Raw genomic sequence first — 22,612 nt, 5'->3', positions numbered from 1 at the left:
AGCAATAAACGGGTTGGTGAAAAATAAATTATGATTGGCATAAAGGAAAACTTAGACAAGGTACGACAAAAAATAGCGGATGCTGCTAAAAGCACAGGAAGGGATCCTGATGAGATTTCTATTATAGCTGTTTCCAAGACTCGCAGTATCGATGAGATAAGACAAGCTATTGATTGCGGATTAAATATACTTGGCGAAAATAGAGCCCAAGAATTATGTGAAAAATACAAATTAATAGGACAGCAAGCACGGTGGCATATGATTGGTCATCTTCAAACCAATAAAGTGAAGTATATATTGGATAAAGTGGATTTGATTCATTCGGTAGACAGTTTAAAGCTTATAAAAGAAATAAATAAAAGATGTAAAAGGCAAAATAAAACGATGGATATATTGATACAGGTTAATATATCCGGTGAAGAGAGTAAGTTTGGGGTTGACCAACATGAGCTTATGGAGCTGATCCATAGTGCCAAAAATTATAAAAATGTTAGAATTAAAGGTTTGATGACTATTGCTCCATTTTATGAGGATAGTGAAAAAGTGAGACCTATATTTGAGAAGGCAAAACAATTATTTGACAATATAAGGGGTATGGAATTAGATTATGTGGACATGCGGTACTTATCTATGGGTATGACTAATGATTATGATATTGCAATACAAGAAGGCTCAAATATGATTAGAGTAGGGACTGGAATATTTGGACAAAGAGAATATTAAGCGGAGGTGTTGGAGATGGGTTCTGGATTTTTGAACAAGGTTTTATATTACATAGGACTAGAGGACGAATTGATAGAGGACCAGGAAGAGCAGTTTAGAGAAGATGAAGATGTAGCTGATTATCAAACAAAAATAGGTAGAAAAGGTAAGGTGGTAAATATACATACAGCTTCTCAAATAAAAATGATCGTTTGTAGGCCGGATTGCTATGAGGACAGCAGACAGATTGTAGATAATCTAAAAAACAGAAAACCCACAATAGTTAATTTAGAAACTTTGGATGTAGAAGTGGCACAAAGGATAGTTGATTTTATAAGCGGTGCTGCTTATTCTCTTGAGGGCAATGTACAGAAAGTGACCAAAGATATTTTAGTAATCTCGCCTAGCAATGTAGATGTTTCGGGGGATGTAGTATATGGAATGGGTGATGAAGATCTAGAAATGCCTTGGGCTCCAAAGGATTGAAGGGAGGGCAATAATGGGTGGACAAATAGGCACAGCAATCGTACAAGGTATTATAATATTTTTGGAAATTTTTTCGTGGTTAATAGTCATAAATGCGTTGTTATCATGGGTTATTGACAGGTCGCATCCATTAATGAGTTGGATACAACAATTTATTGAACCGATTTTGGCACCATTTAGGAATATCGCAAATAAGATAAATACAGGTGGACTACCCATAGATATATCGCCTTTGCTCGCTATAATATTTTTAAACTTAATTATTGCTTTATTGAGATCACTTATTTAAAAATTATATAGAAACAAACCAGAACGTATCGAGAAAGGTGGTATTTTGGATATATTAAATATTGTTGATGGGTTGGAACAGAGTGAAAGATTATTTTTTTCTCGAGTTATCGATAAAATTAAGAGAGTTGAAAGGATTCACAGTATTTCAAGCACTTCCTTTTTAGACCCTTATCAGCAGAAAGTTATTGATTCAATTCTAAATCAATTTCAAGGTGTACAAGGAATATTTAAAGGGGGATATCCTTACGCTGAAAGAAAGCTTTTAATTTTAAAGCCCTTTTATTATCAAATTGATGAATTACCAGAATTTATAAGTTGTTTAAGGATAATAGGAAATAGTAAAAGCTGTGAGCTCAAGCACAAAGATTTTTTAGGCGGTATATTAGGCATGGGAATAACGAGGGAAAAAGTGGGAGATATTGTATTAGACGGTAAAAACAGATGTTTTTGTTTTGTATGTTCTGATATGGTGGATTATTTAAATTTTAATCTGCAGAAAATAGGTAATTCAAAAGTAAGTGTTGAAAAAGTGGATATAAGTAGCATTGATATTCCCGAAAAGGAGTACAAAAAATTTGATGCAATTGTTTCATCCTTAAGGCTAGATGCTGTAATTAGTGCGGCATACAGGCTTTCGAGGAAAATGTCTGCAGAGTATATAACTAATCGATCAGCAAAAATTAATTGGCAAATAGTTGATGATGTTTCAAAACAGGTTCAAGAAGGAGATATTATTTCTTTAAAGAAATATGGAAGGGTTATCCTGAACCAGGTTACGGGGTATACTAAAAAGAAGAGATTAAAGGTTGAATTCAAAAAGATGTTGTAAATAATGAGGAGGAGTTTTATGACTATAACACCTATGGAGATACATAATAAAGAATTTAGTAGAAGCTTTAGAGGCTATAATGATGATGAAGTAGATGAGTTTTTGGATAAAGTTGTAGCAGATTACGAAAAGATGTACAAGGAAAATATGGAAATAAAAGATAAATTAGCATTGATTGATGATCAGATTAAAAGTTACAAAAAGATGGAGAGTGCATTAAAAGAAACTCTGATTACTGCTCAAAAAACCGCTGATGAGGTAACAAATAATGCTCATCAAAAATCCGAGCTGATTATTAGTGAAGCGGAACAGAAAGCAAAACAGATCATAGAGGAAGCAAACAAAGAGGTTATTGAAATAAAGAAAGAGTTTGAGAGAAACAGAAAACAGTTTAAAATATTTAAGTCTCGTTTCAAATCTTTGTTGGAAACTCAGCTAGAAATGATAGATGACGAAGAAAATCTTTTTGAGTATGATGAATATGATGCTTCGCCTGTGATAGAAGCACAAGAATCTTGACGATGTAAAAAATATAGTATATAATAATCTCCAATTAAATATACTAAAAGGCAGTGAGAGGGAGAGTAAACAATTGTTAAACTACAGAGAGTTGACAGTTGGTGAAATGTCAATGTTTAATTTTTGTTGAAGATCACCCTTGAGCCGTGTTCTGAAAATATTTTATTATAAGTAGGAATTTCCGGTCAACCGTTATATAATTGTGAGTGCCAATTTTTCTGGAAACAGGGTGGTACCGCGGGAAGTATATGTTGCTCCCGTCCCTTCTTTGATAGGACGGGAGCTTTTTAATTTTAATTAGATATGGAGGTTTTAATAAATGGATTATGGCAAAACATTGAATCTGCCTAAAACAAAGTTTCCTATGAGGGCGAATTTACCGAAAAGAGAACCAGAATTTGTTGAATTCTGGGATAAGAACGATATATATGGCAAATCTGTCCAAAAAAATGAGGGGAAAGAGAAGTTTATTTTACATGATGGTCCACCGTATGCTAATGGTGATATACATCTAGGGCATACATTGAATAAAATATTAAAGGACATAATCATCAAATACAAGACCATGACTGGATATGATTCACCATATATCCCTGGGTGGGATACACATGGCTTACCTATTGAATTGCAGGCGATAAAAAACTTAGATATCGACAGGAAAGAAATAAGCCCGGTAGAGTTCAGGAAAAAGTGTAAAGATTATGCGCTCAAATATATGGACAATCAAAGAGAGCAGTTCAAAAGATTGGGTGTGAGAGGGGATTGGGATAACCCTTATTTGACTTTAAAACCCGAGTTTGAAGCTAAACAAATTGAAGTCTTTGGAGAAATGGCCAAAAAAGGGTATATATACAAAGGCTTAAAGCCGGTATATTGGTGTCCCAAGTGTGAGACAGCACTTGCAGAGGCAGAGATAGAATACGATGATCATGAGACTGATTCTATTTATGTTAAATTTAAGGTAGAAGATGACAAGGGGCTGTTCAGTGATGTTGTAAGTTCATTAGATAATGTATATGTTATTATATGGACTACCACTACTTGGACATTGCCGGCAAATCTTGCTATATGTTTAGGACCTAGCTTTGAGTATAGTTTGATAGAAACTGGTGGAGAAGTGTATTTGTTGGCTACTGAATTGATAGAGCATGTTGCAAAAGTAGCCGGGTTGGAAGAATGGAAAGTTTTGAAGAAATTTGACGGTGGGCAGTTGGAAGGAATAAAAACAAAGCATCCTTTTATTGATAGATTTTCACCTATAATATTAGGAAATCATGTAACATTGGAACAAGGAACAGGCTGTGTTCATACTGCTCCTGGTCATGGACAAGAAGACTTTGAGATAGGTATGAAGTATGGATTGGAAGTTCTTAACCCTGTAGATGATAGAGGTTATATGACTGAAAAGGCCGGCAGTCTGCAAGGACTTTATTATGAAGAGTCAAACGGTGTGATACTTGACCAACTTAAAAAGTCTGGAGCGCTGCTTGCAATAACATCCTTGACCCACTCATATCCCCATTGTTGGAGATGCAAGGATCCGGTTATTTTCAGGGCTACTGAACAGTGGTTTGCATCTATAGATGGATTCAGGGATAAAGCTATTCAAGCAATAGATAGTGTGAAATGGGTGCCTGCATGGGGCCAGGAGAGAATAACCAACATGGTAAAGGATAGATATGACTGGTGTATCTCTAGACAGAGAATTTGGGGAGTTCCGATACCTATCTTTTATTGCAAAAAATGTGGGAAAGAACTAATCAATGACCAAACTATAAAAGCTGTATCTGAACTTTTCGGAAGGGAAGGTTCGGATGCATGGTTTATTTATTCTGCTGAGGATATTCTGCCTGATGATATAAAATGTGAATGTGGCTGCGATCAATTTGAGAAAGAGACTGACACCATGGATGTATGGTTTGACTCAGGCTCTACTCACACTGCTGTTCTTGAGACTACACCAGGTCAGAGATGGCCGGCGGATATGTATCTTGAAGGTAATGATCAGTACAGAGGTTGGTTCCAGTCTTCGCTATTGACATCTGTTGCTACCAGAGGGGTAGCGCCGTATAAGATTGTATTGACCCATGGATTTGTCGTAGACGGGCAAGGGAAAAAAATGTCCAAATCATTAGGCAATGGTATAGACCCATTAGATGTCATTGAAAAATATGGTGCTGATATTTTAAGATTATGGGTGGTTTCAGCGGATTATAGGTCTGATATGCGTGTTTCTCAGCAGATATTGAAGCAATTGTCAGAGGTATATAGAAAGATCAGAAATACTTGCAGATTTTTGCTTGGAAATTTGAATGATTTTGATCCTGACAAGGACAGAGTAGAATATGATGAAATGCTTGAGATAGATAAATGGGCATTGATGAAATTGAACAGTTTGATAGATAGAGTAACTGATGCATATGACAATTATGAATATCATGTTTTATATCACTCTATTCATAATTTCTGTGTGGTAGATATGAGCAACTTTTATCTGGACATAATTAAAGATAGATTATATACATTTAAATCTTTATCCAAGGAGAGAAGAGCGGCTCAGACTGCCATGTATGATATCCTTGTTTCACTGGTAAAATTAATTGCACCTGTGCTTACTTTTACCAGCGAAGAAATATGGCAGCATATGCCCAAGAGCAAAGACCAAAGCGATATAAGTGTTCAGCTTGCAGATTGGCCAAAATCCCAAGACAAATATATAGACTCAGAGCTTGAAAAGAAATGGGACAATATTATCAAAGTGAGAGATGAAGTATCCAAGGCTCTTGAAAAGGCTAGAAACCAAAAAGTTATTGGGCACTCTCTGAATGCTAAGGTGGATATATACGCAGATGGAGAAGTTTATGAGTTTTTAGGAAAGATAAAAGACCATTTAAATACTATATTCATAGTATCGGAAGTAGATTTACACCAGTATGCACAAGTTGACCGGGATGGATTGTTTGTCAGCGATGAGATTAAAAACTTCGAGGTGGGAGTAAGTCAGGCTACAGGTAAGAAATGTGAAAGGTGCTGGAATTTTGACGGATCCGTAGGGAAGGACGATCAATATCCTGATATCTGCGAAAGGTGTATACAGAACATAAAATAAAGAGGACTGAAAATTAAATAGACTAGACTAATAAGAGGATATTATGTTCAAATATATGAGCATATATCCTCTTTTTTTGTATAATTAATTATTTTAAAGGAAGAATTAATCTAAGGATGATATATGAGGATGATATATTTGGACGAAAAAAAAAAGAATTGTTAGAAGTGATTGAGCGAAGAATGGATGAATTATCTCAAGATATTGAAAAGATGAAGATCGCAGAATATGTAGAAATACTTAACGATATGAAAAGACTGCTATATATAAATTTTGTAGCAGGATTGGCAAGAGGCATCGGTATGGCGATAGGATTTACAGTGCTGGGCGCAGTAGTATTGTATTCGTTGAGCAGATTGGCATTGCTGAACTTACCTATAATAGGGGACTTTATTGCAGAAATAGTAAAGATTGTACAGGATTCACTATATTAGATATTAGGAGGAATGTAATGGACCAAAAGAGATTAAATTATTTAAAAGGAATACTTGAAGAAGAGCTGGAAAACAAAGAAAGGCTAGTTTCGTCCATGGAAAAGAATTTTCCTAAAACATCTTTAAAAGAGGAGTTTGGAGAATTATCAAGCTATGATAATCATCCTGCCGACTTAGCATCAGAAACTACAGTGGTGGAAGAAAATCATGCTTTAAAGGATAGTGAAAAAAGACAGATAAAAGAAATTAATGATGCATTATTGAAGTTAGAAAAAGGTAATTACGGTATATGTGAAATATGTGGAGGAGAGATATTCTTTGAAAGACTGAAGGAAATACCGGAAACCAGGCTATGTTTACAATGTGAGCATGATAGGCAGGATAACCCGAGCTTGAAGAAACAGGTCAGGCCTGTGGAAGAGGAGGTAATAGCACACCCATTCGGCAGAAGTTTTAGGGATAATACACAAGAAACAGGATTTGATGGAGAGGATGCTTGGCAGGAGCTTCAGAGATACGGCAGCTCAAGTGGACCTCAAGATTTATCAGGAGAAGAAGGTTATGATGAGACTTATATTGATAGTGAGGAAGATGTAGGTATAGTGGAAAAGGTAGAAAAATACCGAAGCGATAGAGATAAGTAGTTTTTAGCACAACGATGCAGCTGTATTTATAAGTGTGACAGCAAGCTACATACGGTATTATATCCTCCCGGATTGCTGAAATCATAGTATAATAGCAACTATGTATGAAACACATATAGTGCACTCTTTCTATGATATAAGTTCCTGTTTGTCAATTATTATCTTCAGTGTGGGTCATCTATGTGGTATAATTTTATAGAAACTATAATTTATAGGGGGAAAAAATGTGTTATTCTTAATTATATTTTTAATAATAATAGCTGATCAAGTCTCTAAGTACTATGTATTAACTGATTTGAAAAAGTGTAATACCATACCTATTGTAAAAGATGTATTTCATCTAACATATGTGGAAAATAGAGGTGCAGCATTTGGAGTATTGCAAAATAAAAGGTGGTTTTTTATTGTAACTACTCTGATAGTGAGTGGGATAATTGTGTATTATTTGTTTACCCTTCCTAAAGAAAAGGTACTGTTGAAAATAAGCCTTTCGTTGATATTAGGGGGAGCGATTGGAAATTTGATAGATAGGATAAGGCTAGGGTTTGTTGTGGATTTTCTGGACTTTAGATTGATAAATTATCCTGTGTTTAATATTGCTGATACTGCAGTGGTAACAGGGACTATATTATTAGCTCTAATCATACTGTTCGGGAAGAATTTTAAGACCGCTTGAAGCAAAGGGTGATTCAGTTTGGAGGATAGAAAATTTGTTGTTGATGGAGCAGATCAAGGTAAGAGAATAGATGTTTATCTTTCAGATAAAAATCAGGATTTATCCAGGTCGTATATAAAAAACTTAATAAATAAAAATCGAGTAGAGGTTAAAGGAACAAACAATGTAAAGCCTAACTATAAAATAAAACAGGGAGATATAATAACAATAGCACCTGAACAATTGCAAGAGCCGAAGATATCAGCGGAGAAAGTTCCAATTGATATCGTGTATGAGGATGATTATTTGATGGTAATAAACAAACACCAGGGAATGGTGGTACATCCCGCTCCGGGAAATTATTCAGGCACCTTAGTAAATTCACTTTTGGGTTATTGTAAGAACTTATCGAGCATAAGCGGTAAGATAAGACCAGGGATAGTACATAGGTTGGACAAGGACACGTCAGGAGTGCTGGTAGTTGCCAAAACCGATCAGGTACATATAGAGCTTGCAAAGCAGATAAAATCTCGAAAAGCATTGAGAAAATATACAGCATTAGTTTATGGCAATATAAAAGAAGAAAAGGGAACAATAGATCTTCCGATAGCAAGAAATCCAAAAAACAGGAAAAAGATGGCGATAGCTACTGAAGGAGGAAGATGTGCGGTAACCCATTTCAAGGTTGAACAAAGGTATGGCAATTATACTTTGATAGAGGCCAGGTTGGAGACAGGCAGGACTCATCAGATAAGAGTGCATATGTCTCATATCGGTCATCCTGTTGTAGGAGATCCGGTTTACGGGCCTAAAAAAAATGAGTTTAATTTAACAGGCCAGCTATTACATGCTAAACTGCTAGGATTTTATCATCCTATTACCGGAGAATATGTGGAATTTACTGTTGAATTACCAGAGTATTTCAAAGAAATTATTTTATTCTTACAACAAAAAGTGACAAAAAAGCAGTAGACATGATGAAAAATTTATGATATACTTTTTTCAGTCAAGACCTTTAAGCTGGTCCTGCGAGGCTGGCAAGGGAGAATAACGTTATATGTTGTATTTTCGCCTTGCCAGAAGTGTAAGGTTTTTTTTATACCTTAAAAAGGAGGGATAGCACTATGAGGGAAAAGACAATAATAATGGACGAAAAGGCAATGGAAAGAGCTGTCATAAGAATAGCCCATGAAATAATAGAAAAAAATAAGGGAATTGAAGATGTTGTGCTGGTAGGCATTCAACGAAGGGGAGTAACTTTAGCTGATTGGCTGGCGCAAAAGATAAAACAGGTGGAAGGTAAACAAGTGAAGGCAGGTATATTGGATATAACTTTATATAGAGACGACTTGAGCATGCTGTCAGAACATCCTATAATAAATGACACTGATATTCCATTTGATATAAATTCAAAAAACGTAGTTTTAGTAGATGATGTGTTATATACAGGTAGGACAGCACGGGCAGCAATGGATGCTATCATAGATCTTGGAAGGCCTAAAACAATACAGCTTGCGGTGTTGATAGACAGGGGACATAGGGAATTGCCTATCAGAGCCGATTATGTAGGCAAGAACGTGCCTACAGCTAGAAGTGAGATAGTGAATGTAAATGTAACAGAGTTTGATGGATACAATAAAGTGGTAATAAATGAATTGTAATTTCAATTTCACCTTTTAAATCAGTCCAGAGAGGCTGGTAAAGGTATTTTGGAATCACTATATTTTTGTGAGTCAAAAACCTTATCAGCGTTGATAAGGTTTTTTATTTTATAAAAAATTTTAAAATTAGGGGGAATTATAATGTCAAAGACAACTAAGAACATACTTTTAGCCATTCAACACGTTTTTGCAATGTTTGGAGCAACTGTCCTTGTACCACTTTTGACGGGGCTTAGTACATCAGTAGCGCTTTTTACAGCTGGAGTAGGAACTTTAATATTCCATCTTGTAACCAATAGAAAGGTACCTGTTTTTTTAGGGTCGAGTTTTGCTTTTATCCCGGTTATACTAGCAGTAAGCCCTATGGGTGATAATGGGAAACCTCTAGATCCTTCAAGACTGCCTTACGCCCTTGGAGGAATAGTAATAGCGGGTGTTATGTATTTGTTATTATCCTTAATAGTTACGATATTCGGAGTGGAAAAGGTAAAGAGCTTCTTTCCTCCGGTTGTAACAGGACCTATGATAATGGTTATAGGGTTAGTTTTAAGTCCTACAGCGGTTGATATGGCACAGAACAATTGGGCGGTAGCACTCATAGTATTGGCTGTCGTTATAGCTGTATCGATATTTGCTAAAGGATTCTTTAAGTTGGTTCCTATTCTTATAGGGATAGGGGTTGGTTATCTGATATCGATGGTGTTTGATATTACTGGTCTATCAGGTGCTAATCCTTTGATATTCAATGCCCATTCACAAGAAATAATGGCTCAGTCAAAATGGTTTGGATTACCCCAGTTTATGTTCCCCAAATTTTCATGGGAGGCAATTGCGTTGATTGCCCCGGTAGCACTGGTAACTTTCATGGAGCATATTGGAGACATCACAACTAACGGAGCTGTTGTAAAGAAAGATTTTCTTACAGATCCGGGTTTAAACAGAACACTTTTAGGTGACGGGTTAGCAACAGTTTTTGCCGGTATGTTAGGAGGACCTGCAAATACCACATATAGTGAAAACACAGGTGTTTTAGCGGTGACAAAGGTATATGATCCTAAAATATTAGAGCTGGCAGCAGTGTTTGCTATAGCGATGAGCCTTTTTGGCAAATTGGGAGGAGCATTGCAGACTATACCCACTCCTGTCATGGGAGGAGTAAGCTTGATATTGTTCGGTATGATAGCAAGTATAGGGATGAGGACGATATCGGAGGCAAATTTGGATTTTACATGTAGCAGAAATTTGATCATCGTGTCTTTGATACTTGTTATGGGATTGAGTGGAGTAATACTTCCAATAGGGAATCTTAAGCTGGCGGGCATTAGCCTTGCAGCGCTTGTAGGTGTAGTATTAAATAAGTTATTGCCTGAAAACATATGATATAAGAAAATAGCAGTGAGATATAATCTTGCTGCTATTTTACTAATAACATTTAAGGTGGTGTAGACAAATGAAGTATATGAGAAAAGATTTGCTTGGGTTAAGGGAACTGACATTTGAAGAGATAGATTATATATTATCAACTGCAGAGTTGATGAAATATATACTGCTTCAAGATGTAAAGAAGACACCTCACCTTAATGGAAAATCCATTGTAAGTATCTTTTATGAAAACAGCACTAGAACCAAGCTATCCTTCGATCTTGCCGCTAAATACCTGAGTGCGACTAGCTGTAGTATCAGCGTTTCATCCAGCAGTGTGAATAAAGGAGAAACCCTTATAGATACCGGAAAGACTGTTGATGCAATGGCAGCAGATGTGGTGATAATACGCCATCCATTTTCAGGTGCGCCTCATATAATGGCAAAGAATGTAGAGGCTTCTGTCATAAACGCAGGGGACGGGGTAAATGAGCATCCTACCCAAGCACTGCTTGATATGTTTACTATCAAAGAAGAAAAAGGAACGCTAAACGGAATTAAAGTGGCTGTAGTAGGTGATATATTGCATAGCAGGGTGGCTAGGAGTAATATATGGGGACTTACAAAAATGGGTGCACAAGTCAGAGTTGCTGCCCCTGCTACATTTTTGCCTCCTGATATTGAAGATATGGGAGTATCTGTATATTACGATACCGATTCAGCGATAAAAGATGTGGACGTAGTGATGGGTTTGAGGATTCAAAGAGAAAGGCAGAAAGAGGGATTTATAGGCTCTGCATATGAATACTATCGCTATTACGGCATAAACCAGGATAGATTAAAGCTTTGTAAAAAAGATGCGCTGGTAATGCATCCGGGTCCGGTCAATAGAGCTGTAGAAATAGATTCAAAAGTTTTGAGTTCTGAAAATTCAATGGTGGATCAACAGGTAACTAACGGGGTGGCAGTTAGGATGGCCTTGTTATATCTACTTACCAGAAAGGGGAGTAGAAAAGATGTTATTAATTAAGAATGGTTGTATTGTGACTGATGAAGGAGTATTTAAAAGAGATATATTAGTTGAGGGTCAAAGAATAAAAATGATTGCAGATAAGATAGATGATCAAGAGTGCGAGATCATCGATGCCAGTGGAAAAATGGTCCTCCCCGGTTTTGTCGATATGCACTGCCACCTGCGTGATCCGGGATATGAATATAAAGAAGATATATATACAGGTACAAGGAGTGCTGCAAAAGGAGGTTTTACTATAGTTGCATGTATGCCCAATACTGATCCTGTAATAGATAGCAAAGCAATGATAGAATATATTAAAGCCAAAAGTAGAACTGATGGAGTGATAGATGTACTGCCGATAGGAGCTATAACAAGGAGACTGGAAGGCAAACGATTGACAGATATGGGGGAGCTAAAAGAGCACGGTGCAGTTGCGGTATCTGATGATGGCTTTTCGGTCAGTAATTCTATGATAATGCAGAACGCATTATTGTATGCCAAGACATTTGGTCTTCCCGTTATTTCTCACTGCGAAGATACACAGCTAACATCAGAAGGATTGATAAATTTAGGAAGAGATTCTACTTTTTTTGGAATGATGGGCATATCCAAGGCAGCTGAGGAAATAATGGTAGCAAGGGATGTGATTTTGGCAGAAAATACAGGTGCAAGTGTTCATATAGCCCATGTCAGTACAGAAGGGAGTGTGGACATAATAAGAAGGGCAAAACAAAGAGGAGTACATGTAACATGTGAAACAGCACCACATTATTTTTCATTGGATAGTTCCTATGCTAGAGATTTTAATACAGATGCAAAAGTGAATCCACCTTTAAGAGAAAAGTCAGATATAGATGCCATAAAAAAAGGTTTAAGAGAGGGAGTTATTGATGTAATAGCTACAGATCATGCTCCCCACAGTGAAGACGAAAAGAACATAGAATTTCAATTAGCAAAGCCAGGGATGGTGGGGTTTGAAACAGCTGTACCGGTTGCTTTGACAGAACTTTTGCATAAAAACATGCTTGATTGGACAGATATTTTGAACAAGTTTTATTGCAATCCTTGTAAAATTCTCAACCTTAAATGTGACGGAATAAGCACTCAGGCGGTTGCAGATATTATTATAATTGATCCTGAGTATCGATATGAAATAAAAACAGAAGAGTTTGTATCAAAATCTAAGAACTCGCCATATCAGGGTTATAAAGCAAAAGGTAGGATATTGTACACGATAAATAAAGGAAGGATAATTGTTAGAGATGGGGAATTGGATAGGGAGGTTATCTGATGAATTTTGCTGATGCTGTTATTGAATCGATCATTGAGAAAAAGAGTTATTGTGTTGTTGGGTTAGATCCTAATTTTGAATGCATTCCACAGTTTATAAAGCAAGAAAACTTTGCAAAATATGGTCATAATTTGCGTGGAGCAGTCGAGGCGGTGTACCAATTTAATAAATCAATAATAGACAGCGTTTTTGATTTAGTACCTGCGGTAAAGTTACAATCAGCATATTATGAGGTGTTCGGAAGAGAAGGGATTGAAGTTTTTCAAAGGACTTCTCGATATGCAAAGCAAAAACAGCTGGTTGTGATAGGGGATGTAAAAAGAAATGATATAGGGAGCACAGCTGAACAGTATTCAAAAGCATATCTAGGTATGATGGATCTTGATTTAGATGACTTTTACAGACCTTATGAAATTGATGCAATAACTGTAAATCCGTATCTGGGAACAGATGGAATTGAGCCCTTTGTTAACGACTGTAATAAATACGATAGAGGAATTTTTATATTGGTTAGCACTTCAAACAAATCCAGCATTGAAATTCAACATTTGAGAAACCAAGACGGTAGATATATTTATGAGATAGTAGCTGAACATGTAAATGAATGGGGAAAAGAAACGATGGGCAGGCATGGGTACAGCAGCGTAGGGGCAGTAGTCGGAGCAACCTTCCCTCAACAAGCACAATCTATAAGAAAGCTGATTAAAAATAGCATTTTCTTAGTTCCCGGTTTTGGATTTCAAGGGGCGGATGCTGAAAAGATAGCGTGTGCATTTAACCATGATGGGCTGGGTGCCATCATCAATTCATCCAGGGCTGTTATATTTTCTTATATGCTAGAAGGTTATCCGGAAAAGGAGTACCAGCAGGCAGCCAGAAAGGCAGTTATTAAAATGACAAAGAATATAAATGAAACCTTGGCTAAAGCCAAAAAACTTGCATGGTGATGATATATGAAGGCAATCAAATGTAAAGTGATTTCAAATGAGCAAATTGAAAAAAATATATATAAAATGGTATTTCGGAGCGACTATATATCTACTGAAGCACGCCCTGGTCAATTTGCACACATTAAACTGTGCCAGCACAGCGGTTTGTTGTTGAGGAGACCCATCAGCATTGCATCTGTAGACTTAAACAGGCAGTCGTTTACCATCTATATACAGATTAAGGGTCAGGGGACTGAAATACTATGCAGCAGCGTAAAAGGTGATTATATGGATATGATTGGTCCGTGTGGCAGTTATTTTAATGTATCAGAAGATATAAAAGATATAATTTTAATAGGAGGCGGAATAGGTATAGCCCCTTTATTGTTAGCTGCACAGCATTTCAAAGATAGAAATATTACATCATTATTAGGATATAGAGATGGCGGTCAGGTTTTTTCTGTATATGAGTTTGAGAAGTTTTCCAAGCAAGTGTTGATCTCCACAGATGATGCCAGTGTGGGTTATGGTGGTAAAATAACGGATGTTTTGATTGACATATTAAGAAGTGGTAAATACGATTGTGTTTTGGGATGTGGCCCGTATCCTATGCTCAAAACTGTAAAAGATATTTGTCAACAAAATGATATTTTATGTCAGGTGTCACTGGAGCAGAACATGGGTTGTGGAATAGGTGCATGCATGGGGTGCGCATGCAAAATAAAGACAGATGGGGGATATACGTATAAAAGGGTATGCAAAGATGGCCCTGTGTTTTATGCTGATGAGGTGATATTCGATGAATAGTATAGATATGAGCGTTGATTTTTTAGGGAGAAAGCTAGTAAATCCAATCGTAGCAGCGTCAGGGACATTTTCATTTGGGATGGAGCATTCAGAATTTATGGATATCGAGCAGTTAGGAGCGCTAACTGTGAAAGGGATTACCGTAGATGAGAAAATCGGGAATCCACCGCCTAGGATTACAGAGACTCCATCCGGAGTTTTAAACAGCATAGGATTGCAAAATCCTGGTATAGATTATTTCATTGATAATATATTGCCTAGGTTATCCCAGTATTCAGTTCCCGTAATTATTAACATATCAGGAGAATCTGTACAGGAATATTGCCAAATCGTGAGAAAACTTGAGAATCAACCTATATTTGCTATAGAGCTGAACATATCATGCCCTAATGTGGATAAGGGAGGCATTGAGTTTGGCACCAGCAGTCAAAGCATATATAATCTAGTAAAAACAGTAAGGAAGGCAACTGATATACCGTTAATTGTAAAATTATCTCCTAATGTAACAGACATATGTGAAATGGCTATATCTTGTGAACAAGCCGGAGCGGATGCAATTTGTCTAATCAATACATTAAAGGGTATGGCGATAGATGCCAAGACCAGAAGGCCTATATTAGGAAATATTGTTGGAGGATTATCCGGTCCTGCTATAAAGCCTGTAGCATTGAGGATGGTTTGGGAAGTAAGCAGAAGGGTCGAAATTCCTTTGATAGGGATGGGGGGAGTGATGGACGGACAAGATGCTGCAGAGTTTATGATAGCAGGGGCCACTGCTGTCGGAGTCGGGACGGCGAATTTGGTCCATCCTTATGCATGTGAGAATATATCCTTGCAATTAAAGGATTTTTGCAGAGAGAACAATATATCATGTGTGAGCAGTTTGATAGGCACTTTAAAATATTGACTATGAGGAAGGTGTTTTTTTATGGATCAAAAAGTTATGGAAGTTTTTGAGGATGCAGGTGTTTTGCAGAAAGGACATTTCTTGTTGAGTTCAGGCAAACATAGCGACACATATCTACAATGTGCAAGGCTGTTTGAATATCATCGGCACTCTGAATTTGTGAGCAAAAGAATAGCGGACTATTTTAAGGATAAAGATGTTGACCTTGTAATCGGTCCTGCAGTAGGCGGGATTTTGTTATCGTATGAGGTAGCGAGGGTTCTAGATAAGAAAAATATATTCGCAGAAAAGCAGGATGGAAAGATGATGTTGAGGCGGGGCTTTAAAATAACCCCCGGTCAAAAGGTGTTGGTGGTAGAGGATGTCGTTACTACAGGTGGGTCTGTAAAACGAGTGATTGAACTGGTTAAAGAGTGCAAGGGACAGGTAGTAGGTGTAGGTGTGGTTGTGGATAGAAGTAAAGGTAGGGTAGATTTCGGTACAGATTTTTATTCAGTAGCTCAAATGGATGTGATTTCCTACCCTCAAGATGAGTGTCCTATCTGTAAGCAGGGTGTTAGCTTGGTTAGACCTGGAAGCGGTTCGTCTATAGGGAGCTAGACAATATCTAACCCATCTATTATTTCTTTGTCTGGTGTTACAAAGACGGTTCTATAATTTTCATATATTACCATGCCGGGCTTTGCTCCCTTGGGTTTTTTCACGTTTTTCTTTAAAGTATAATCTACTGCTATATTGGAAGAATTTTTAGCCCTACTGTAATAAGCAGCCAGGTGGGCGGCTTCTATCAATGTATTATCAGGTATATCCTTACCCTTGCATCTTATTATTACATGGGAGCCCGGCACATCTTTAACATGAAGCCACAGGTCATCATTACCTGCGAATTTTAATGTAAGATAGTCGTTTTGTGCATTATTTTTACCTACATAGATATCGATTTTATCAGACGATACAAAATGCATAGGCTGGGATCTTACAATAGGTCTTTTTGCTTTGTTTTGTTTATCTTTTATATATCGTTCTTTTTTTAGTTCATATATGATTTCTTCTACATCGTCTGTTGATGAACACTTATCAAGATTATCCAGCTGGCTTTCCAGATAATTTATCTCTACTTTGTTTATTTTTAGCTGCTGTGACACTATTTTATAGGAGTTCTTTGCTTTAGCGTAAGCCTTAAAATATTTTTGGGCATTTTGTGCAGGTGTAAGATTTTCTTTTAATTTTATTATAATAGGTTGATTGTTATTATAATAATCAGCAAGTTCTATCTGTTTAAGGCCTTTATTAATTCTGTATATATTAGCCGTCAGCAATTCACCTTTCTTTTTAAGTTGATCGCGATTTTTGACTCTGTTCAGGGTGTCCAGTTGTATCCCAAGCTTCTTATAACATCTTTCTAAATTTTTGTCTATTATTTTTTTTACATTGGAAATTTTCTGATTTAACTTCTGTATCAGTTCTTTCGTTGAATAATATTTATCAAGTATATGGCTTATAGAATCATCGCAAAACTTTTCCATAGGTTGATTTATATTTAAGTTTAGCGAAGAAAAATCCACAGGATTGTCGTGATATATCCACATAGTTGGGCAAAAATCGCATTTTTTTACTTGATTGAAAATATCATATGCGCAATCGGCGATTTTACAAAATCCTTCATCACTCATCTGTGAATAGGGTATATCCACATCAAACCCTGCACGGAATATAATTTCCCTTGATACCGGATAGGATATTCCTGAAAAGATGTTGGTTATGGCCTTATATAACATCCTATCATTGCTAGGATAATTTAATAACAGGTCTAGGATCTGTTCCCGATTGAGCACAAGAGGATTTTTTTTATTATGGGAGGGTGGATATACATAACACAGTCCTGGCATTACCTGTCTTATTCTGCTCATATCACTGGATACACGTTTTATGCTGTCCAGGATTTTGTTATTTTCATTTATAAATATTACATTGCTATGTTTCCCCATTATTTCTATAATCAATCTATATATCACATTGTCCCCTAGCTCATTTTTTGCCTGTATGGATATATCCAAAATTCTTTCAAAGCCGGGCTGGCTTAATCTTATAATTTTCCCTGATGTGAGATATTTTCTTAAAAGCATACAAAACATAGAAGGCTGAGGGGGATTTTTCTTTTTTGAGCGGGACAAGTGTATCCTTGGCTGTGAAGGATTAGATGATAATAAAAGCTGATATTTTTCACCGTTTTTTATTATATGAAGCCTTATTTCATCTTTTTCAGGCTGATAAATTTTCTCTATTCTGCCGCCAATTATTTTATTGTTCAGTTCAAACAATACATTATGCAAAACTATTCCATCATAGGCCATATTGTTTCCTCCGAATTTAGTTTTTAACATAGTATAACATTATATAATATTTTAATAAAGTTAAATGGGCTTTTTTATAGATCAACCACCTAATTTTACTTAAGCTGTTCGTTTTCATTATATACAAGTTATAATTCGAAGAGTTTAATATGCTATTATTTATGTTTTTTACACAAATTATACTAAAAATGGGTATGAAAAAAGAATCTTGTGGGGAAAGATGTTGATGGAATAAAAATATTGGCTACAGTTTTATAAAACTTATTGACAATGATAATTAATTATTATATACTACCATTAATGTATCGATTTACAACTTCACAGCATTAAAGTATAAAAGGAGAGGTATTATGGAAAACTGGAATTTGCATATTCCGGAAGGAGTTCAAGATTATCTGGTTGATGAATGCTACAACAAGAATGTTGTGGAAAACAATTTGAAAGAATATTTCTTAAAGTGTGGTTATAGTCAAATACAGACTCCCACCATTGAATATTACGATGTATTCAGAGGGATAGAAACTATAGAACAACAGAATATGCTCAAGTTCATAGATAGAGAAGGAAGGATACTGGTGATGAGGCCGGATATCACTACCCCTATAGCACGGGTTGCTGCAACTAAGTTGAATCAGTCACTGCCCCTTAAGATATTTTATGTGGGGAATGTTTTCAGATATGAGCAGCCTCAATCAGGTAGGCAAAGAGAATTTACCCAGGCAGGGTTAGAGCTGATAGGAGCCAAAGGACCAAAAGCAGATGCAGAGGTAATTTCTACAGCTATTTTATCTTTAAAGCATTTGGGATTAAAAGACTTTAAAATAGATTTAGGTCAAGTAGAGTTTTTCAAAGGGATAATGCAGGACAGCGGATTAAGCACGCAAGATATAGAGAAATTGAGACGTTTAATTGATAAGAAGAATTATATTGAAATAAAAGAATTTATTGAGAGTAAAGATATGGATGCTGAAATAAAGGACATTATAATGAAACTGCCCACTCTTTACGGAGAGCCTGATCAAGTTATCAATAACGCCAGCTATTTGAGCGATAATTATAAAAGTCTTAAGGCATTGGATGAGATAAAAAATGTGTGCCAGATATTAAAAGATTTTGGGCTTGAAGAATATATATCCTTGGATTTAGGGATGGTTCAGGGTCTTGAGTATTACACGGGGATAATTTTCAAGGGCTTTGCTAAGGGAATAGGTTATACACTCTGCGGAGGAGGCAGATATGATAATCTGATCGGCAATTTTGGGCAAGATATGCCTGCTACCGGTTTTGCTATAGGGATAAAAAGGTTACTTATAGCTTTGGAGAAACAGGGGATGCTGAATAAGGCCCCTGCAATAGACTATAGATTGATATTTGATGATCAAAACAGAGCTTGTGCATTCAAATTATGCACTAGAATGCGAGAACGGGGATATATTGTTGATATGGCTCTGTACGATGAAGGGATGGTTAAATCCGAAGGGATAAAGAATATCATAAAGATGATAGGTGATAAGGATATTGAGATTTATAAATTTTGTGAAGATAAGTGGGAAACATATAAAACCGATTCTTTTATAAATAACTTGGAGAGGAAGAAGTGCCATGGGTATGATTACAATTGCTCTTGCTAAAGGGAGATTAGCTGATCTATCAATAGATTTGATGGAAAAAGCAGGTGTTGACTGTGCCAAACTTAAAGGGAATACCAGAAAATTGATTTTTAATACCAACAAAGATAAATATAGGTTCGTCCTTGTAAAGCCTACCGATGTACCTACTTATGTTGAATATGGGGCTGCCGATGTAGGAATATGCGGTAAGGATACTCTCATGGAAGAGGAGAGGGATCTTTACGAGATTTTGGACTTGGATTTTGGCAAATGTAAGTTGGCAGTCGCAGGAATGCCGGAGCTAAAAAACAGAAATATAGTAATATCCAACAAAAGAGTTGCTACCAAATATCCTAATGTTGCATCCAAATACTATAAAAGTAAAGATGAGACTGTAGAAGTAATAAAATTGAATGGATCAGTAGAATTAGCGCCTATATTAGGGCTTGCAGAGGTAATAGTGGATATCGTGGAAAGCGGTAGAACCTTGAAAGAGAATGGATTGGTTGTTTTGGAGGATATATGTGATGTAAGTGCCAGACTAGTGGTTAATCGGGCTAGTTTAAAAACTAAAAGTGAGGATATTAAAATGTTCATATCACAGATCAGAAGAGCTATGGAGGTGGAATAAATGATCAGGGTGATAGATTTTAATCAGAAAGATGGAATGATACAAAAGTTAATAGACAGGGATGATATTGTTTCTTCAGAGTATATGCAAGCAGTTGAAAAAATAATACAGGATGTAAAACAGAAAGGGGACAGTGCTTTACTGGCATATACTCAAGAATTTGATGGAGTAAAAATGGATGTAGAGCAGCTGAAAGTCACCCAGGATGAAATGGAAGAAGCCTATAGAAAAATAGATGATGATTTGCTTGAAAGTATCCGTAAAGCTAGAGATAATATTTTTAAATTTCATCAAATGCAAAAAAGGCAGTCCTGGTTTAAAACTGATGATGAGGGGATAATGCTGGGACAGAAAATCACAAGTATAGCAAAGGCAGGTGTATATGTTCCCGGAGGTAAAGCTGCTTATCCATCGTCGGTATTGATGAATGTGATGCCTGCTAAAGTTGCGGGGGTTAAAAAAATTATTATGGTGACTCCGCCACAACCTGATGGGACAATTTATCATAATACCTTGGTAGCAGCCAAGGAAGCAGGTGTGGATGAAATTTTTAAGATAGGGGGGGCCCAGGCAATAGCTGCGTTGGCATATGGGACACAAACTATTACCAAGGTGGATAAGATAACCGGACCTGGCAATATATATGTAGCACTAGCTAAAAGGTGTGTGTATGGAACTGTAGATATAGATATGATTGCAGGGCCAAGTGAGATATTGGTTATAGCCGACCGAACATGTGTTCCGGAATTTGTAGCTGCAGATCTTCTTTCCCAAGCAGAGCATGATCCTCTCGCTGCATGTATAATGATCACAGATAGCGAAACAGTAGCCCAGAAAGTTAAACAAAGCATAAATCAGCAGGCTCGAAAACTGGAGAAAAAGGATATAATAGAAAAATCCCTACAAAATTATAGTGCTATAATATGTGTAGATAATCTTGCTCAAGCTGTAGACCTTGCAAATAATATTGCTCCTGAGCATTTAGAAATATGTGTGGAAAATCCCTTTGAGATGATGACCAGGATAGATAATGCCGGTGCAATATTCTTGGGCAATTATAGCGCTGAACCGGTAGGAGACTATTTTGCAGGGCCTAATCACGTGTTACCTACAGGGGGTACTGCAAGGTTTTTTTCTCCTTTAGGAGTGGATGATTTCATAAAGAAGTCAAGTATAATATATTATTCACAGCAGGCTTTAAATCAAGCGAGTCGAGATATAATGATTTTTGCTCGGTCTGAAGGGCTTACAGCACACGAAAATTCTATAAAAGTGAGGCTTACAGAAGATGAATAATTCAGGGCATATTGCCAAGCAATTGCAGAGAGATGCCATAAGGCAGATTGTTCCTTATAAAGCAAACAAACAAAATTATAAAATAAAATTGGATGCAAATGAAAGTCCTTTTAGTTTATCGGAAGGTGTAAGAAAGAAAGTATCTGAATATCTTCTATCGGATGGTAAATTAAATTTATACCCTGACAGCGATTCTGATATATTGAGAAAAAAGCTTGCTATAAAATCCAATGCCAACCCAGAGAATATATTAGTGGGCGCAGGTTCGGATCAGATAATAGAGTTAATAATAAAGGCCTTTGTTGATAAGGGAGAAAGAGTAGTAATGCCTATACCTTCTTTTTCAATGTATAAACTAGATACTTTGGTTTATGGTGGACAGCCGGTGGAAGTAAGCTTGGATAAAGAGTATAGATATGATTTAGATTTCTTTATCAGTTCGATAAAGAAATATTCGCCTAAGGTGGCATTCATATGTAATCCCAACAATCCTACCGGCACTGTAATAGAAAGAAAAGATCTGATTACAATCCTACAAGAGTGTAAAGATACTATAATAGCGGTGGATGAGGCTTATTATGAGTATTTCGGTGAAACTATTGCTGATAAGGTAAATGATTTTGATAATCTTGTTGTCTTAAGGACATTTTCAAAGGCTTATGGTCTGGCAGGCTTAAGGATCGGTTATTGTATCGGGCATAAAAGCATAATTGAGGTGCTCAACAAGGCTAAACCGCCTTATAATTTGAGTTCTTTAGCTCAAATAGTAGCGAGTCTGATATTGGATGAGGAGCAAGCTAATAAAGAAAAAATAAAAAACATCCTTGAGCAGAGAGAATATCTTTACAATGAATTAAAAAAACTAAAAGGTATTAAAGTATTTGAAAGTAAGGCCAATTTTATATTGTTTAAAACGGATAAAGAGATTGAATTGGATGGTTTTCTCCAGCATAAAGGGATATTGGTAAGGAGCTTTAAAGGTTCAGCTCTTTTAGATAATTGCTATAGAGTGACTGTAGGTACTAAAGATCAAAACCAAGAGTTTTTGCAAGTAATAAAGGATATTATATAGAGAAAGGT

General features: G+C 36.4%; 23 protein-coding genes and 1 other annotated feature. Of the genes, 22 read left to right on the top strand and 1 reads right to left on the bottom strand.

Features of this window, described 5'->3' with window-relative positions:
- Window positions 1-30: 30 nt before the first annotated feature.
- The 18 genes from PHP06_02145 to pyrE all read left to right on the top strand — a co-directional run bounded on the left by PHP06_02145 (window position 31) and on the right by pyrE (window position 16,241).
- Complete coding sequence (locus PHP06_02145) at window positions 31-723, top strand: YggS family pyridoxal phosphate-dependent enzyme (protein ID MDD3839356.1); 693 nt, start codon at window positions 31-33, stop codon at window positions 721-723.
- 15 nt (window positions 724-738) lie between these two features.
- Window positions 739-1,188, top strand: a complete 450-nt coding sequence (sepF, locus tag PHP06_02140; protein MDD3839355.1) for a cell division protein SepF — start codon at window positions 739-741, stop codon at window positions 1,186-1,188.
- A gap of 13 nt (window positions 1,189-1,201) precedes the next feature.
- Complete coding sequence (locus PHP06_02135; GenBank protein MDD3839354.1) at window positions 1,202-1,477, top strand: YggT family protein; 276 nt, start codon at window positions 1,202-1,204, stop codon at window positions 1,475-1,477.
- 45 nt (window positions 1,478-1,522) lie between these two features.
- Window positions 1,523-2,308, top strand: a complete 786-nt coding sequence (locus tag PHP06_02130) for a YlmH/Sll1252 family protein (protein ID MDD3839353.1) — start codon at window positions 1,523-1,525, stop codon at window positions 2,306-2,308.
- Window positions 2,309-2,326: 18 nt separating this feature from the next.
- Window positions 2,327-2,827 (top strand): DivIVA domain-containing protein, encoded by a 501-nt coding sequence (locus PHP06_02125; GenBank protein ID MDD3839352.1) that lies wholly within the window; start codon window positions 2,327-2,329, stop codon window positions 2,825-2,827.
- Window positions 2,828-2,871: 44 nt separating this feature from the next.
- Window positions 2,872-3,095, top strand: a binding site (T-box leader).
- 51 nt (window positions 3,096-3,146) lie between these two features.
- Window positions 3,147-5,936, top strand: coding sequence for an isoleucine--tRNA ligase (ileS, locus tag PHP06_02120; protein ID MDD3839351.1), 2,790 nt, complete (start codon window positions 3,147-3,149; stop codon window positions 5,934-5,936).
- Window positions 5,937-6,052: 116 nt separating this feature from the next.
- The gene (locus PHP06_02115) at window positions 6,053-6,370 is read left to right on the top strand and encodes a DUF5665 domain-containing protein (GenBank protein MDD3839350.1); all 318 of its coding nucleotides are present in this window, start codon (window positions 6,053-6,055) and stop codon (window positions 6,368-6,370) included.
- Window positions 6,371-6,387: 17 nt separating this feature from the next.
- Window positions 6,388-7,014, top strand: coding sequence for a TraR/DksA C4-type zinc finger protein (locus PHP06_02110; GenBank protein ID MDD3839349.1), 627 nt, complete (start codon window positions 6,388-6,390; stop codon window positions 7,012-7,014).
- 226 nt (window positions 7,015-7,240) lie between these two features.
- Entirely contained in the window at window positions 7,241-7,690 is a 450-nt protein-coding gene (lspA, locus tag PHP06_02105) for a signal peptidase II (protein MDD3839348.1), read from the top strand.
- Window positions 7,691-7,708: 18 nt separating this feature from the next.
- Window positions 7,709-8,641 (top strand): RluA family pseudouridine synthase, encoded by a 933-nt coding sequence (locus PHP06_02100; protein ID MDD3839347.1) that lies wholly within the window; start codon window positions 7,709-7,711, stop codon window positions 8,639-8,641.
- A 152-nt stretch (window positions 8,642-8,793) separates the two neighbouring features.
- Complete coding sequence (gene pyrR / locus PHP06_02095; protein ID MDD3839346.1) at window positions 8,794-9,330, top strand: bifunctional pyr operon transcriptional regulator/uracil phosphoribosyltransferase PyrR; 537 nt, start codon at window positions 8,794-8,796, stop codon at window positions 9,328-9,330.
- Window positions 9,331-9,471: 141 nt separating this feature from the next.
- Complete coding sequence (locus PHP06_02090) at window positions 9,472-10,710, top strand: uracil-xanthine permease family protein (protein ID MDD3839345.1); 1,239 nt, start codon at window positions 9,472-9,474, stop codon at window positions 10,708-10,710.
- Window positions 10,711-10,780: 70 nt separating this feature from the next.
- Window positions 10,781-11,722: an aspartate carbamoyltransferase catalytic subunit gene (locus PHP06_02085; GenBank protein ID MDD3839344.1), complete on the top strand. Its 942-nt coding sequence runs from the start codon at window positions 10,781-10,783 to the stop codon at window positions 11,720-11,722.
- On the top strand, window positions 11,709-12,998 hold the full coding sequence (locus PHP06_02080) for a dihydroorotase (protein MDD3839343.1): 1,290 nt from the start codon (window positions 11,709-11,711) through the stop codon (window positions 12,996-12,998). The genes PHP06_02085 and PHP06_02080 overlap by 14 nt, the downstream gene beginning before the upstream one ends.
- Window positions 12,998-13,945 (top strand): orotidine-5'-phosphate decarboxylase, encoded by a 948-nt coding sequence (gene pyrF, locus PHP06_02075; GenBank protein MDD3839342.1) that lies wholly within the window; start codon window positions 12,998-13,000, stop codon window positions 13,943-13,945. The genes PHP06_02080 and pyrF overlap by 1 nt, the downstream gene beginning before the upstream one ends.
- Before the next feature lie 6 nt (window positions 13,946-13,951).
- Entirely contained in the window at window positions 13,952-14,734 is a 783-nt protein-coding gene (locus tag PHP06_02070; protein MDD3839341.1) for a dihydroorotate dehydrogenase electron transfer subunit, read from the top strand.
- A complete protein-coding gene (locus PHP06_02065; protein MDD3839340.1) occupies window positions 14,727-15,641 on the top strand; it encodes a dihydroorotate dehydrogenase in 915 nt (304 codons plus the stop codon). Before PHP06_02070 ends, PHP06_02065 begins: the two co-directional genes overlap by 8 nt.
- 21 nt (window positions 15,642-15,662) lie before the next feature.
- Complete coding sequence (gene pyrE, locus PHP06_02060) at window positions 15,663-16,241, top strand: orotate phosphoribosyltransferase (protein MDD3839339.1); 579 nt, start codon at window positions 15,663-15,665, stop codon at window positions 16,239-16,241.
- Here the strand turns inward: pyrE and PHP06_02055 are convergent.
- Window positions 16,238-17,995, bottom strand: a complete 1,758-nt coding sequence (locus PHP06_02055) for an NFACT RNA binding domain-containing protein (protein MDD3839338.1) — start codon at window positions 17,993-17,995, stop codon at window positions 16,238-16,240. The genes pyrE and PHP06_02055 overlap by 4 nt on opposite strands.
- A gap of 350 nt (window positions 17,996-18,345) precedes the next feature.
- Here PHP06_02055 and hisZ point away from each other — a divergent pair, with 350 nt between their 5' ends.
- Genes hisZ through hisC form a run of 4 tightly spaced genes read left to right on the top strand, consistent with a single transcriptional unit; the run spans window position 18,346 to window position 22,604 of the window.
- Complete coding sequence (gene hisZ, locus PHP06_02050; GenBank protein MDD3839337.1) at window positions 18,346-19,626, top strand: ATP phosphoribosyltransferase regulatory subunit; 1,281 nt, start codon at window positions 18,346-18,348, stop codon at window positions 19,624-19,626.
- Window positions 19,598-20,236 (top strand): ATP phosphoribosyltransferase, encoded by a 639-nt coding sequence (gene hisG / locus PHP06_02045; protein ID MDD3839336.1) that lies wholly within the window; start codon window positions 19,598-19,600, stop codon window positions 20,234-20,236. Before hisZ ends, hisG begins: the two co-directional genes overlap by 29 nt.
- Window positions 20,237-21,532 (top strand): histidinol dehydrogenase, encoded by a 1,296-nt coding sequence (gene hisD, locus PHP06_02040; GenBank protein ID MDD3839335.1) that lies wholly within the window; start codon window positions 20,237-20,239, stop codon window positions 21,530-21,532.
- Window positions 21,525-22,604, top strand: coding sequence for a histidinol-phosphate transaminase (gene hisC / locus PHP06_02035; GenBank protein MDD3839334.1), 1,080 nt, complete (start codon window positions 21,525-21,527; stop codon window positions 22,602-22,604). The genes hisD and hisC overlap by 8 nt, the downstream gene beginning before the upstream one ends.
- Window positions 22,605-22,612: the final 8 nt, after the last annotated feature.

The sequence above is a fragment of the Clostridia bacterium genome, assembly GCA_028698525.1.
Classification (GTDB): domain Bacteria; phylum Bacillota; class Clostridia; order JAQVDB01; family JAQVDB01; genus JAQVDB01.
The sequence above is the reverse complement of the archived record's forward strand: the minus strand, read 5'-3'. Positions and strand labels throughout refer to the sequence as shown.